The following is a 14067-nucleotide window of genomic DNA, read 5'->3' on the forward strand; positions in this document are numbered from 1 at the left end:
CGACCGGCGCGCCGTCGACGCGGCCATGGAGGCGGTCGGGCTGGCCCACCGCGCGAACGACCCGGTCGGCACGCTGTCCGGCGGGCAGCAGCAGCGCACCCTCATCGCCCGGGCCCTGGCCGGCGAGCCGGAGCTGCTCATCCTCGACGAGCCGACGGCCGGGGTCGACGCCGCGAGCCAGGAGGCGTTCGCGGGCGCGCTCGGGAAGGTCGTCGGGCGGCGCGGGACGGTGCTGCTCGTCGCGCACGAGCTCGGGCCGCTGGAGCCGCTCATCTCGCGGGCCGTCGTGGTGCACCACGGCGCGATCGTCCACGACGGCGCGGTGCCCAGGCCCGCCGGCCACCACGCCGAGCCCGGCCACGACCACGTGCACCCGCACGCCCCGTCCGACCACGAGACCATGTGGGGTGCGCCGTGAGCGAGCGCAGCGAGCGAACCATCAGCACAGGTGAAACATCCCGACGCCGGAGCGCAGCGGAGGTGACGGGATGAGCGAGCGCAGCGAGCGAACCATCAGCACAGGTGAAACATCCCGACGCCGGAGCGCAGCGGAGGTGACGGGATGAGCGAGCGCAGCGAGCGAACCATCAGCACAGAATTCAATGCCGGCACCGGAGCGAAGCGGAGGTGACGGTATGAATCTCTTTGAGTACGAGTTCATGCAGCGTGCGCTCGTGGGGGCCCTGATCGTCGGGGTGACCGCGCCGACGCTGGGGATCTACCTCGTGCAGCGGCGGTTGTCGCTGATCGGGGACGGGATCGGCCACGTCGCGCTCACGGGCGTGGGCCTGGGCCTGCTGCTGCAGACCTCGCCCGTGGTGACGGCCGTGATCGTGGCCGCGCTCGGGGCGGCGGCCGTCGAACTGGTCCGCGAGCGCGGCCGGGCCTCCGGCGACGTGGCCCTGGCGCTGCTGTTCTACGGCGGCCTGGCCGGCGGCGTGGTGCTGGTCGAGCTGTCCGACGAATCGGGCAGCGCGAACCTCATGTCGTACCTGTTCGGGTCGCTGCTGTCGACCTCCCGCTCGGACCTCATCGCCATCGCGGTCCTGTCGGTCGGGGTCCTGGCGGTGACGCTGTTCATGCGGCCCTGGCTGTTCGCGGTGTGCCACGACGAGGAGTACGCCCGGGTGAGCGGCCTGCCGGTGCGGGCGCTCAACCTGGTGCTCGCCATGGGCACCGCGGTCACCGTGACGGTCGCCATGCGGGCGGTGGGATTGCTGCTGGTCAGCGCCCTGATGGTGGTGCCGGTGGCGACGGCCCAGCAGGTCACGCGCGGCTTCCGGGCCACCATGTACGCGGCGATGGCGATCGGGCTGGCCGCCGCCGGTGGGGGCGTGTGGCTGTCCGCCGGGACCGACACCTCGCCCGGCGCCACGATCGTCCTCGTGGCGATCGCCCTGTTCATCGGCGTGGTCCTGGCCGCGGCGATCGGTAAGGCGCTGCGGGGCGGCGGACCGGTCGCGGACGGGCCGGAACCGACCGAGGTCGTCCTCGACGCGGCCGACCGCTGAACGCCCGGTTACGGTGGTGGCGATGACCACACCAGAGGCGTACGAGGCGGCGGGCGAACTGTTGCGGGCGTTGGCGGCCCCGCTGCGCATCGCGATCGTCACCGAGCTGAGCGCCGGGCCGCGCTGCGTGCACGAACTCGTCGACGCGCTCGGCGTCGCGCAGCCCCTGGTCTCCCAGCACCTGCGGGTCCTGCGCGGCGCCGCCGTGGTGCGCGGACAGCGGCGCGGCCGCGAGATCGCGTACTCCCTCACGGACGAGCACATCGGTCGGATCGTCGCCGACGCGGTCTCGCACGCGGGCGAGAACGACCTGTCACACCCCACGAAGCCACCCGCGCGTCCGGTTATCTGACTATCCGGCCCTCGCGTCCGGTTCCGGGTCGCCTAGTCTGCACCGTGCAACCTGTTCACCGTTGAGTTCACCGCCGGGGGATGGCTACCGATGCTCGTCGCGCAGGAAAAGGCCGGGGTTGTCGGGGCCACCGTCGGGGCCCCCCGACGCGGGATCAACCCCGGGATGCTGCACCGCTGCCTTGCCGTCATCGCGGCGATGTTCCTGCTGAACACGATGCGCGGCCTGTGGGGAGCGGCCATCGAGGAGCGCCCCGCCTTCGGCATCCTCATGATCGCCACATGCGGGTCGGCCGTCGCGCTCGCCATCCTGGCCGCCACCGTGCGGACGACGCGCGCGATGCTCGTCGTCGACGCCGGGATCTTCCTGGTCGCGCTGGGTGAACTCGTGACGGCGGCCCGGCTGGCCCTGGTCGCCGGCCGGCCGTCGTTGGCGACCGACGTGGGCATGCTCGTGCAGGCGGGAGCCCAGGCCCTGCACGACGGCGAGCATCTCTACGGCGTGCCCCACCCGGACGCCTACGCGCTCTACTCGAGCGGCTCGTACCAGGGCGGCACCAGCACCGCCGAGGGCACGATGACCACCGACTACGGGTACCCGCCGCTCGGCGCCGTCTTCACGGCGGCGCTCCTGCCGTTCATCCGGGGCATGGCGGGGCCGACCATCGCGGCGCACCTGGGCGTGGTCGCCGCCGCGTTGCTGCTGTTCTTCCTGCTGCCGACCCCGATGCGGCCGGCAGCGGCGCTGACGTGCCTGCTGTTCCCCCGCATCGAGGACTACGCCTCGTCGGGGTACCCGGGCCTCATGGCGCTGCCGTTCATGGTGGTCGCGGTCGCGGCCTGGCCGACCCTCGGGTCCACCGGCCGGCTGCGCTGGCGCGGCCTGCTGTCGGCGGTGTGCCTGGGCCTCGGCATCGCCACACACCAACTGGCGTGGTTCGTGGCACCGTTCCTCGTCGTCGGGATCTGGCTGGTGCGCTGGGGGCACCTGGGCGGTCGCGGTTCCACCCTGCTGACCCTGCGCTACGTAGGCACCACCCTGGCGACGTTCCTGGTCGCCAACGCCTGGTTCATCGCCCAGGATCCCGGCGCCTGGCTCGCCGGCATCACCGAGCCGCTGACCCAGAAGTCGATGCCCCATGGGCAGGGCATCGTCGGACTCATCAACTTCTACTCGTACGGGAGCGGGTCGCTCGGCGCGCTGGGCACTGCCGCGCTGCTCATGCTGCTGGGCCTGCTGATCGTCTTCGCGCTCTACATCCGCCAGCTCGGGCCGGCCGCCACGATCCTGCCGTGGCTCGCGTTCTTCTTCGCGGTGCGCTCGCAGGACAGCTACTACATCCTCATGGCGCCGCTGTGGGTGCTCGGCGTGGCCACGTGGACGCACCGCCGGTGGCTCGCCCAGGCCCACCAGCTCCGGCTGCCCCTGCCCCGGCTGGGCGAGCGCCCGGTGACCCGGTTGGCGGCGGCGGCCCTGCTGCCCGTGATGGCGCTCGCGGCCGTCGGGGTCGCGCTCGTATCGCCGGTCCCGTTGAAGATCACCGTCGAGGACCTGCACGTCAACCCGATCGGTGACATCTGGCGCGTCGACGCCACGGTCACGAACCGCTCGTCGGACACCCTCGTGCCGAAGTTCGCCGTCACCGAAGGTCGCGACACGATCGGCCGGTTCTGGACGGCCATCGCCGGTCCCGTGGAGCTCGCGCCGGGCCAGACGGCCCAGTATCAGCTCGTCACCCCGAACACCGGGGTGGACGCGCCGAACCCGCCGGTGCGGCTGTACCTGCGCGCGATCACCGCCGAGCCGATGACGCTGTCCAGCGTGCCGCTGAACGCGCGCTCAACCCCCAAGCGCATCTCGATCGTCGGACCCGTGCTGACGGCGCCGCTGAAGCCGGGCGAGCCGTACGACATGTACCTGCAGCTCATGGACTACCAGGATCGCGACCTGGCGCGCGCCGGCGTGCCGGTCACGATGACGGCGACGTGGCTGTCCAGCGACGAGCTCATCAACGGCGAGGTCACCGTCAACGGCAAGAAAATGCGCGCCGGCACGTGGGAGGGCGTCACCGACGCCAAGGGACGGATCCAGCTCCGACTCGTGGCCGCCAAGGGCCAGACGGAGCCGATCGTGTTCCGCACGACCTCGCCGCGCAGTCCCGACACGCTGACCCTGTTCTGGCGCGGCTGATCGACCCTCCGCTGTGGACCGGTGCGGCTTGCCGCTCGCTTATATATCTGTTAGGAATATCTAGCAGATATATAAGGAGGCGGCATGGCACGGTCGAGCCAGACGGAGATGGCGGTCCTCGGTGGCCTGAGCATCGAGCCGATGACGGCCTACGCCCTGCGCGAGGCGATCCGCGACGTGCTGGGTCACTTCTGGAGCGAGAGCTTCGGCCAGATCTACCCCACCCTGAACGCGCTGGAGGAGGCCGGGCACGTGCGCCGCGAGGGCGGCCCGCGCGCCCGCTCGTCGGTCTACGCGCTCACCCCGTCTGGCCTGGCCCGGCTGCGCGACCTGCTCGCCGAGCCGGTCCAGGAGGCGCAGCCGCGCAACGGCCTGCTGCTGCGCCTGTTCTTCGGCCGCGTCCTGGGCCGCGACCGCTGCCTGGAGCTGCTGCGCGACGCCCGCGACCGGGCCCGCGCCCAACTGGGCGAGTACGAGGGGATGCTCGCCCAGCTCACCGCCACCGAGGGACACACCCCCGACTGGCCCTACATGCGCCTCACCCTGCTCGCCGGCATCCATCAGTGCCGGGCCGGCGTCGCCTGGGCCGATGAGTGCCTCACCACCCTCGAAGGAGACCCGACCCCATGACCCGACGCAGAACCCGGATCAACTTCGCCATCTTCGCCGCAGCCGCCGTGGGGGCCGGCTGGCTCGGCGTCGCCCTCGACCGCGCCAACGGGGTCTCCCTCGACGGCAGCGTCGCCCTCAGCGAGAGCAGCGGCACGACCGGGCAGGCCATCTTCATCCTCGGCCCGGCGATCGTGGCCCTCGTGCTCTACTTCGCGTCCCGCGACGGGGCCGGGCCCCTCGGCTTCACCCTGCGCTTCCCGCACCGCACCCGGTGGTTCGCCGGCGCCGCGGTCCTCTACCCGGCGATGACCGTCCTCGCCGTCGGCGCGGGCCTGCTCGCCGGGCAGGCGGCGCTGACGTGGACCCCCGCCGCCGGCAAGCCGTCCCTGGTCGCGGCGTTCGGCGCCATCTTCGCGATCCAGCTCGTCAAGAACCTCATCGAGGAACTCATCTTCCGCGGGTACGGGACCCGCACGGCGGTCGCGCTGGGCCTGCCCGGCCGGGTCACGCCGCACCTGCTCGTCGGCGTGATCTGGGCGGCGTGGCACCTGCCGCTGTATCTGGTGTGGACGACCGCCGCCGACATGGCGCTGATCACGTCGCTGTCCTGGCCGGTGTACCTGGTCATGTTCTTCGTCGGCGTCACGGCGACCGCCGTGGTCTACGGCGAGCTGCGCGTCCGGACCGGCTCCATCTGGCCGGGCGTGCTGCTGCACAGCATGTGCAACGCGGTCGCCACCCCGCTGCTCGCCAACGGCCACCTGACCTTCCCCGGCCACGGCGACGCGTACTTCTCGCCGGTGCCCAGCTCCCTGATCGTCGCGGCGCTGTTCGGGGCGGTCGCGGTGTGGCTGACCCGGCGGGCGGCGTCGGCGCCGGTCGCGGCGGCGCCGGAGCCCACACCGGTCGCCGTACGGTAAGGATCCCGATCCGGAGCGCGTGGCGGTCGGCCGCAGCGGGCAGGATGACTGCCGTGAAGCTCTATGCCGAGACTCCCCGGGTCCGCACCGGCCAGCTGTTCACCGACGTCTGCGTCGTGGCGTGGATAGCCTTCTGGATCTGGGCGTCCTTCCAGCTGCACGACCTCATCATGGACCTGGCCGGGCCCGGCGAACGGGCGCAGGCCGCGGGCGAAGGGCTGGCCGGCAACCTGTCGGACGCCGGGAGCAAGGCCGCCAACGTGCCGCTGGTCGGCAGCTCGCTGTCCAGCCCGTTCACCAAGGCGGCCGAGGCGGCGCAGAGCCTCGCCGACGCCGGTCAGCAGCTGCAGGTGGCCGTCGAGAAGATCGCGTACGCGGCGGGCCTGCTGGTCGTCATCGTGCCGCTCGCCCTCGTCGTGCTCGGCTGGCTGCCCTGGCGCGTGCGCTGGGTGCGCCGCGCCACGGCGGCCGCCGCGCTGCGCGACGAGCCGGCGGGCGTGGACATGCTGGCGCTGCGCGCCCTGGCCCGCCGGCCGCTGCGCAAGCTCGTGGCGTGCAACCCCAACGCGGCCAAGGCGTGGCGCGACGGCGATCCGGAGGTCGTGCGCGCCCTGGCCGCGATGGAGCTGGCGGCGATGGGGCTCAGCGACCGCGATCTCTGACCAGGCGGCGGCGCACGTCCGGGACGGTGGCGGGCCCGGGCGCCGCCTCCGCCACCCAGGCACCCTCGTCCGGCGGGGTCAGGATGCCCGCCTCGACGTGCGCGTACTCCCCGGCGAGAATGCGTTTCGCGAGCGCCGCGTCGCGCCGGTCGGTGTTGCGCCACAAGGCCGCGAAAAGCTCCTCGGCCCGCAGCCGGGCCTGCCGGCAGAACACGTCGGCCAGCTCGAGGTTCCCAGGGTGCGTGCCGCGCTCGGCGTGGGCGCGCACGCACGTCGCCGCGATGGCGAACAGCTCGGCGCCGATGTCGACGACCCGGCCGAGGAAGCGCTGGCGGCGCTCCATCCTGCCCTGCCAACGGGCCATGCCGTAGAAGGTGCTGCGGGCCAGCTTGCGCGAGGCCCGCTCCACGTAGCGCAGGTGCGCCGCGAGCTGGCCGTACCCGCCGTAGGCGGCGGGGGCCTGGCCCCGGCCCAGGGTGAGGGTGGGCAGCCAGCGGGCGTAGAAGCCGCCCGCCCGCAGGCCGGCGCGCGCCTTGCGGCCCAGCTCGGCGCCGGGGTCGATGATGTCGCCGGCCACCGCGAGGTGCTGGTCGACGGCCTCCCGGGCGATCAGCAGGTGCATGATCTCGGTGGAGCCCTCGAAGATCCGGTTGATCCGCAGGTCGCGCAGCAGCTGCTCGGCCGCGATGGCCCGCTCGCCGCGCGCGGCCAGCGACGCCGCCGACTCGTAGCCCCGGCCGCCCCGGATCTGGATCAGCTCGTCGGCCACCTGCCAGGCCAGCTCGCTGGCGTAGAGCTTGACCAGGGCCGCCTCGATGCGGATATCGTGGTTGTTCTCGTCGGCGAGGCGGCAGCACAGCTCGAGCATGGACTCCATGCCGTACGTGGTGGCGGCGATGAAGGCGATCTTGCCGGCGATCGCCTCGTGCTGGCCGACGGGCCGGCCCCACTGGACGCGGGCGGCCGCCCACTGCCGGGCCACGTTGAGCGACCACTTGCTGGCGCCCACGCACATCGCGGGCAGCGAGAGCCGGCCGGTGTTGAGCGTCGTCAGCGCGATCTTGAGGCCCTTGCCCTCGGCGCCGATCACGTTCTCGACCGGTACCCGTACGTCGTGGAAGCGGGTGACACTGTTCTCCAGGCCGCGCAGGCCAAGGAAGGCGTTGCGACGCTCCACCGTGATGCCGGGCGAGTCGGCCTCGACCACGAACGCGGTAATGCCGCCTTTCCTGTCGTCGTGCGGAGGCACGGCGGCCATCACCACGAGCAGGTCGGCGATGCTGCCGTTGGTGGCCCACAGCTTGACGCCGTTGAGCAGGTACGCCTCGCCGTCCTCGGTGGGCACGGCCGTGGTGTGCAGGCGGGCGGGGTCGGAGCCCACGTCCGGCTCGGTGAGCAGGAAGGCCGAGATCTCCCCGGCCGCCAGCCGCGGCAGGTAGCGGGCCTTCTGCTCCTTGGTGCCGAACAGTTTCAGCGGTTGTGGCACGCCGATCGACTGGTGCGCCGAGAGCAGCGCGGCCAGCGACGGGCTGGCCGAGCCGATCATCATGAGCGCGCGGCAGTAGTCCAGGTTGGACAGCCCGAGCCCGCCGTGCCCGACGTCGATCTTCATGCCGAAGGCGCCGAGGTCGGCCATGCCGAGCAGCACCTCGTCGGGGATGCGGTCGTCGCGCTCGATGGCCGCGCCGTCGACATGGTCGCGCACGTACTCCCCGACCGCGGCGAGGAACGGCACGCCGCGGGCCGTCTGTTCGGGGTCGGGCGCCGGCAGGGGCGCGATGAGCGGCAGCCGCAGCCGGCCGAGGAACAGCTCCTTGCCGAAGCTGGGTTTCGTCCAACCCGTCTCGCGGGCCGCCTCCGCGACCTGGCGGGCCTGCCGCTCGTCAACGCGCGTCGCGGTGGCGGGTTGGGTAGGCAGATCGGTGGTGACGGCAGAGGGCCGGTCATCGGTCGTCGTCATGGGGGCCACCCCTCGTCGGGTACGGGCGCCGCTGAAGTCCGTGCGCTCTACGTTACCCGGGAGTACTACCCATGGGTAGTCTTCCGACGACCTTCCGTACTCACGGCACCCGGACGTCGACCCCCGACGACAGCAGCGACTCGCGCACGTGCAGCCGGTCGATGCGCAGCCCGCGCGGCAGGTCGAAGACCACGGTCCCGTCGGTGGTCTCGCCCGGCCGCACCCGCTGGAAGTACGGGTTGCCGCGGTCCGTCGCCGCCTCGCTCGCCCGCAGGTCGCCCCAGTGGCGCGCCCCGTCCGACGTGAACGCCCGCTGCAGCCAGGCCGACAGCGAGAACCACACGGTGTACCGGGCGACGTTGGTGAACCGCAACTGGACCAGGCAGTACTGCCCGCGGCGCGGGTGCATGTTCGGCGCCGACGGCGCCAGATCGGTGCGGCCGCAGGTCGCCGAGCGCAGCGTGACCGAGAAGTTGCGGTCGATGGCCGGTCCGGGCGTGCCCGGAGTGTCCGGCGACGGGCTCGGAGCCGCGCTCGGGGTCGGGGTCGGCTCCATCCGTGGCACCGGCAGCTCCTCGACGAGCGTCCCCGCGGCGGTCGCGCCCTCAGGTCGCGCCGCGCGGTCGGCGCGCGGCGCGGTCCGTTCGCCCGCCAGGCCGATGGTGGCGGCCCCGTCCACGAGGGCGAGGCCGACGGCGAGCGGGATACCGACAGCCGGCGCGGGTCGTCCCGCCGGCACGGGCGGCTCCGCCGGTTTGACCGGCGGCAGCACGGGCACGGCCGCACTCCCGACGGCGCCGGCGACCGGCGCGCCGACATGGACAACCGCCGCCGTCGCCACGCCGCCGATGGCGACGGCCGCGGCGATGACCGCACTGATGGTGGACCGGCTCATGGGACACCCCCGTCTCCCGAAGTCGGACCGCAGTTTAACCCGTATACGCCCTGTTCAGGGCATATGTCCGGTGCGCCGCGCGGAGGACGTCAGTGCAGGCCGGTGCCCCGGCGCAGGGCGGTGCGGACGAGGCGGTTGACCAGCTTGGGGTACTCCAGGCCGCTGGCCGCCCACATCTGGGGGAACATCGAGGTCGACGTGAAGCCGGGCATCGTGTTGATCTCGTTGAGATAGACCGTGTTGTCCCCGGTGACGAAGAAGTCCACCCGCCCCAGGCCCGCGCAGTCCAGCGCGGTGAACGTACGGCAGGCGTACTCCTGCACCTGGCGGGTGACCGCCTCCGGCAGGACGGCCGGGATCTCGGACTCGGCGCCGTCGAGGTACTTGGCCTCGAAGTCGTAGAACTCGTGCGCCTGGTCGACCACCCGGATCTCGGCGAGCACGCTGGCCTCCGGCGGGCCGCCGGCCTCGCCCTCCAGCACGCCGCACTCGATCTCCCTGCCCACGATCGCGGCCTCCACGAGGACCTTGGGGTCGATGGCGCGGGCGGTGGCGATGGCGGCGTCCAGGTCGTCCCACGAGGACACCTTGGTGATGCCGAACGACGACCCGGCGCGCGAGGGCTTCACGAACACCGGCAGGCCGAGGCGCTCCTTGTCGGCCCCGCTGAGCGACTGCCCCGCCCGCAGCACCGCGTACGGCCCGACGGGGATGCCCTCGGCGGCCGCGAGCTTCTTGGTGAACTCCTTGTCCATGGCGGCCGCGCTGGCGAACACGTTCGCCCCGACGTACGGCACGCCGGCCATCTCCAGCAGGCCCTGGATCGTGCCGTCCTCGCCGAACGCCCCGTGCAGGGCCGGGAACACCACGTCCACGTCGCCGAGGGCGCGCGGGCCGTCGACCGCGTCCAGGACGACCAGGCCGCCCGACGTGGGGTCGCCCGGCAGCGCCACGGCGGTGCCGGACTCGGCCGTGATCTCCGGCAGGCGCCGACCATGGATGGCCAGCGTCGACTTGTCGCCGCTGGTAAGCACCCAGCGGCCCTCGCGGGTGATGCCGACCGGCACCACCTCGAACTCGTCGGGGTCGAGGGCGCCGAGGATGCTGCCCGCGCTGACGCAGGAGATCGCATGCTCAGTGCTTCGGCCGCCGAAAACGACAGCGACGCGGGTCCGCCGAGGAGTACTCACAGCCCGTGACCCTACCTGGCCTCCACCAGGCCGGCAGGCCGGGCGCAAGCCGGCTACGCAGCGCAAAATGCACGATTACACAGCGTCAAGAGCGCGGGTGATGTCGGCCACCAGATCGGCCGTGTCCTCGACGCCGCAGGACAGCCGGACGAGCCCGGGCGGGGCGTCGTCGCCCCACTGCGCGCGCCGGTCGGCCGTCGTGTGCAGGCCGCCGAACGACGTGGCGGGGATGACCAGCGCGGTCGCCGTCAGGAACCGGGCCACCTCGGCCTCGCCGCGCAGGTCGAACGTCACCACCCCGGGCACCCGGGCCATCTGCCGCGACGCCACGGCGTACGCCGGGTCGTCGGGCCGGCCCGGCCAGCGCACCCGGTCCACCGCCGGGTGCGCGGCGAGCACGTCGGCCACGGCCGCCGCGTTCGCGGTCTGCCGCGCCAGCCGCAGGTCCAACGTGGCCAACGACCGGTGGGCGAGCCACGAGTCGAACGGCGACGGCGACCCGCCGGTGGAGTCGCGCCACGACCGCAGCCGGGCGAGCAGGTCCCCGTCGCGGGTGGCGATGTAGCCGAGCAGCAGGTCCGAGTGGCCGGTCAGGGCCTTCGTGCCGGACGCCACGACGAGGTCGGCGCCCAGCTCCAGCGGCCGCTGCCCCAGCGGCGTCGCGGTGGTGTTGTCCACCGCGAACAGCGCGCCGGCCGCGTGCGCGGCGGCCGCCAGCTCGGCCAGGTCGCACACGTCCAGGCCGGGGTTGGCCGGCGTCTCCACGAGCACCAGCCGCACCCCCTCGAACTGTGGGTACGGGCCGGCCGTCGGCGCCGTGAGGACCTCGATGCCCCGGGGCGCGAGTTCGGCGCGGGCGAACGCGCGGGTCGTGAAGTACCCGTCGGCCGGCAGCACGACCGTGTCGCCGGGGTGCAGCAGGCTCAGCAGCGTGGCGCCGATGGCCGCCATGCCCGTGGTGAAGGCCAGGCAGTCCCCGCCCTCCAGCTCGCCGATCGCCGTCTCCAGGTGCCGGCGGCTGGCGTTGTGCGGTCGGCCGTACCAGTCGATGCCCTCTCCCCCGGTGACCGGGTCGAGCACGAAGGGCGCCGCGAAGACCGGCCCCGGCAGGAACGGCTGCCCGGGCACCAGCGGGGGCAGGCCGGCGTGCAGAACGCGGGTGGAGTCGCCGAGGGGCGGCTGGGACATGGACGTCACTCCGGTTTGGGCTCGCGGGTCATCAGGGCGGCCACGGCGACGCTCGGCGCGAGGCCCTCGTGGCAGACCAGCTCCACCTGCTCGGTGATGGGCATCTCGACGCCGTGGCCGCGCGCCAGGTCCCGGATGGCCAGGCAGCTCTTCACACCCTCGACCGTCTGGCGGGTGGCGATCTGCGCCTCCTCCAGGCTCTCCCCCCGACCGAGGTGGACGCCGAAGGTGCGGTTGCGCGACAGCGGGGACATGCAGGTGCCGACCAGGTCGCCCAGGCCGGCCAGGCCGGCGAAGGTGAGCGGGTCGGCGCCGAGGCGCACGCCGAGCCGGGCGGTCTCGGCCAGCCCGCGGGTGATCAGCGCCGCCTTGGTGTTGTCGCCCAGCCCCATGCCGACGGCCATGCCGCAGGCCAGGGCGATGACGTTCTTCACCGCCCCGCCCAGCTCACACCCGAGTAGGTCGTCGTTCGTGTACGGCCGGAAGTACGGCGTGAAGATCGTTGACTGGACCGCGGCCGCGCGCTCCTCGTCGTCGCAGGCGACCACGCACGCGGTGGGCTGGCCCAGCGCGATCTCCGGTGCCAGGTTCGGGCCGGTCACGACGGCGACCCGGTCCGGCTCCACGCCGGTCACCTCGACGATGACCTCGCTCATCCGCCGGCCCGTGCCGAGCTCGATGCCCTTCATGAGGCTGACCAGCGTGGTCTGCGTGCCGATCAGCCCGGCGGACGCCCAGCCGCTCAGGTTCTCCCGCAGGGTCTGCGACGGCACCGCGAAGACGAGCAGGTCGGCCCCGGCGAAGGCGGTCGCGGCGTCGGTGGTCGCGCCGACCCGGTCCGGCAGCACCACGCCCGGCAGGTACTCCGGGTTGGCGTGCTTGGTACGGATGGCGTCGGCGACCTCGGGCCGGCGGGCCCAGATCATCACCTCGGCGCCCGCGTCGCCGAGCACCTTGGCGAACGCCGTTCCCCACGACCCCGCCCCGAGCACCGCCACCCGCTTGTAGGCGGCGATTTTTTTGCGCGTACTCATGCCGTCACCTCCGCTGCGCTCCGGTGCCGCCATGAGTTAAACCTGAGCTGATGATTCGCTCGCCGGCGCTCGCTCATGCCGTCACCTCCGCTGCGCTCCGGTGCCGCCATGAGTTAAACCTGAGCTGATGATTCGCTCGCCGGCGCTCGCTCATGCCGTCACNCCGCTCGCCGGCGCTCGCTCATGAATCACGTCCCACGGCGGGTGACCAGAGCGGCGGTGCCTCGCCGCCGCGGATCTCGGCGACCATGTCCCGCAGCACCCCCATCACGTGGTCGGTGATCTCGTGGAGGTTGGCGCTGGTGGGGGCCGCCCCCGTCCAGCGCGACAGGTCGATCGGCGGGCCGGCCACGACCGTCACCGCCCGGCGCGGAAGCACCCGCAGCTTCTTGGTCCGGGGATCGAAAATCTCCTCGGGACCCCACATCGCGATGGGCACCACGGGCACCCCGGTGGTGAGCCACAAGCGGGCCACGCCGGTCTTGCCGCGCATGGGCCACAGGTCCGGCTCCTTGGTGATGGTGCCCTCGGGGTAGATCAGCACGGCCTCGCCGGCCCGCAGGGCGCCCACGGCCGCGTCGAGGGCCTTCGCGGCGTCGACGGTGCCCCGGAATACCGGAATCTGTCCGACCTTGTGCAGGATCGAGCCTGCCACCGGTAGGCGGAACACGCTCTCCTTCGCGAGAAAGCCCGGCCACCGGCCGGCATCGTAGACGTAGTGGGCCAGAACAAAGGGATCGGCGTGACTGATGTGGTTGGCGACCAGGATCAACGGGCCGGTGGACGGGATGTGCTCCATGCCCCGCCAGTCCCGCTCGGTCAACCCGATCATCGGCGGCTTGACGATCGAGACCGCGAATCGCCGCCAGAACCCGATCCGTCGTTTGGCCACCCTGTTCCTCCTTCGCCTGACGTTGGTCATCATGCCTTGTCCGACCTCCTCCGCGGCACCGGAGGGGGCGAGCACCGTCCAGCCGGCACCTCAGGCAAGGATGGTCCGATGAGCGAGCGCCGCGAGCGAATCATCAGCTCAGTTATGACTCATGGCGGCGCCGTAGCGAAGCGGAGGCGACGGTATGAGCGAGCGCATCATCAGCTCAAGCCGGGGTCAGGAGTCCGAGCATGAGCGGTATTAGCTGGACTCTGCTGGTGCCGGTCAAGCGGCTCCTCGCGGCGAAGACGCGGCTGCGCGGCGCCGTCCCGGACGTGCCCCACGAGCAGCTGGTGCTGGCGCTCGCCCGGGACACGGTGCTGGCGACCCTGCGCTGCCCCGCCGTCGGCCGGGTCGTGGTGGTCACGAACGACCCCGCCGCGCAGGCGGCCACGGCGGCGCTGGGCGCCGTCGTCCTCCCTGACGCCCCCGACGCTGGCCTCAACCAGGCCCTCGCGTACGGCGCGACGACCATGCGGGCCCGGTTGCACGGCTCCGACACCCCCGGCGTCGCGGCCATCGCCGCCGACCTGCCCGCCCTGTGCCCTGAGGATCTCGCGGCCGCGCTGCGCGCCGCGACCGGCCTGGCCACCGCCCGGTCGGGAGCGGTCGTGCCGGGCTC

Annotated in this window: 14 protein-coding genes; 8 read left to right on the forward strand and 6 right to left on the reverse strand. The window is 72.8% G+C overall.

The genetic code is table 11. The annotated features are described in order from the left end of the window. From ABD211_RS27495 to ABD211_RS27525, 7 genes are all read left to right on the forward strand, one after another. Positions 1-418 (forward strand): ATP-binding cassette domain-containing protein (locus tag ABD211_RS27495; protein ID WP_344138110.1); only part of this gene is annotated, 418 nt, incomplete at its 5' end. A gap of 217 nt (positions 419-635) precedes the next feature. Continuing rightward, complete coding sequence (locus ABD211_RS27500; RefSeq protein ID WP_344138113.1) at positions 636-1511, forward strand: metal ABC transporter permease; 876 nt, start codon at positions 636-638, stop codon at positions 1509-1511. Between the two features lie 22 nt (positions 1512-1533). Further along, the gene (locus ABD211_RS27505; RefSeq protein ID WP_344138116.1) at positions 1534-1863 is read left to right on the forward strand and encodes an ArsR/SmtB family transcription factor; all 330 of its coding nucleotides are present in this window, start codon (positions 1534-1536) and stop codon (positions 1861-1863) included. Between the two features lie 90 nt (positions 1864-1953). Next, positions 1954-4053, forward strand: a complete 2100-nt coding sequence (locus tag ABD211_RS27510; RefSeq protein WP_344138119.1) for a hypothetical protein — start codon at positions 1954-1956, stop codon at positions 4051-4053. An 84-nt stretch (positions 4054-4137) separates the two neighbouring features. Beyond that, positions 4138-4683, forward strand: a complete 546-nt coding sequence (locus tag ABD211_RS27515; protein WP_344138122.1) for a PadR family transcriptional regulator — start codon at positions 4138-4140, stop codon at positions 4681-4683. Further along, positions 4680-5585 (forward strand): CPBP family glutamic-type intramembrane protease, encoded by a 906-nt coding sequence (locus tag ABD211_RS27520; protein ID WP_344138125.1) that lies wholly within the window; start codon positions 4680-4682, stop codon positions 5583-5585. Before ABD211_RS27515 ends, ABD211_RS27520 begins: the two co-directional genes overlap by 4 nt. A 53-nt stretch (positions 5586-5638) precedes the next feature. Beyond that, positions 5639-6247 carry a hypothetical protein gene (locus ABD211_RS27525; protein ID WP_344138128.1) on the forward strand — a complete coding sequence of 203 codons (609 nt, stop codon included), beginning with the start codon at positions 5639-5641 and terminating at the stop codon, positions 6245-6247. Here the strand turns inward: ABD211_RS27525 and ABD211_RS27530 are convergent. The 6 genes from ABD211_RS27530 to ABD211_RS27555 form a co-directional block, all read right to left on the reverse strand. Next, positions 6228-8207 (reverse strand): acyl-CoA dehydrogenase family protein, encoded by a 1980-nt coding sequence (locus tag ABD211_RS27530; protein ID WP_344138132.1) that lies wholly within the window; start codon positions 8205-8207, stop codon positions 6228-6230. The genes ABD211_RS27525 and ABD211_RS27530 overlap by 20 nt on opposite strands. Before the next feature lie 100 nt (positions 8208-8307). Then, complete coding sequence (locus tag ABD211_RS27535; protein WP_344138135.1) at positions 8308-9102, reverse strand: DUF4352 domain-containing protein; 795 nt, start codon at positions 9100-9102, stop codon at positions 8308-8310. An 89-nt stretch (positions 9103-9191) separates the two neighbouring features. Then, positions 9192-10292 (reverse strand): D-alanine--D-alanine ligase family protein, encoded by a 1101-nt coding sequence (locus tag ABD211_RS27540; RefSeq protein WP_344138138.1) that lies wholly within the window; start codon positions 10290-10292, stop codon positions 9192-9194. 75 nt (positions 10293-10367) lie between these two features. Then, positions 10368-11480: a cystathionine gamma-lyase gene (locus ABD211_RS27545; RefSeq protein ID WP_344138141.1), complete on the reverse strand. Its 1113-nt coding sequence runs from the start codon at positions 11478-11480 to the stop codon at positions 10368-10370. A 5-nt stretch (positions 11481-11485) separates the two neighbouring features. Continuing rightward, positions 11486-12514, reverse strand: a complete 1029-nt coding sequence (locus ABD211_RS27550; RefSeq protein ID WP_344138144.1) for an NAD(P)H-dependent glycerol-3-phosphate dehydrogenase — start codon at positions 12512-12514, stop codon at positions 11486-11488. A 181-nt stretch (positions 12515-12695) separates the two neighbouring features. Next, a complete protein-coding gene (locus ABD211_RS27555) occupies positions 12696-13406 on the reverse strand; it encodes a lysophospholipid acyltransferase family protein (RefSeq protein ID WP_344138147.1) in 711 nt (236 codons plus the stop codon). Between the two features lie 230 nt (positions 13407-13636). Here ABD211_RS27555 and ABD211_RS27560 point away from each other — a divergent pair. Further along, the coding region (locus tag ABD211_RS27560) for an NTP transferase domain-containing protein (protein WP_344138149.1) at positions 13637-14067 on the forward strand (431 nt) is incomplete at its 3' end.

Source organism: Luedemannella flava, from assembly GCF_039528515.1.
Classification (GTDB): Bacteria; Actinomycetota; Actinomycetes; order Mycobacteriales; family Micromonosporaceae; genus Luedemannella; species Luedemannella flava.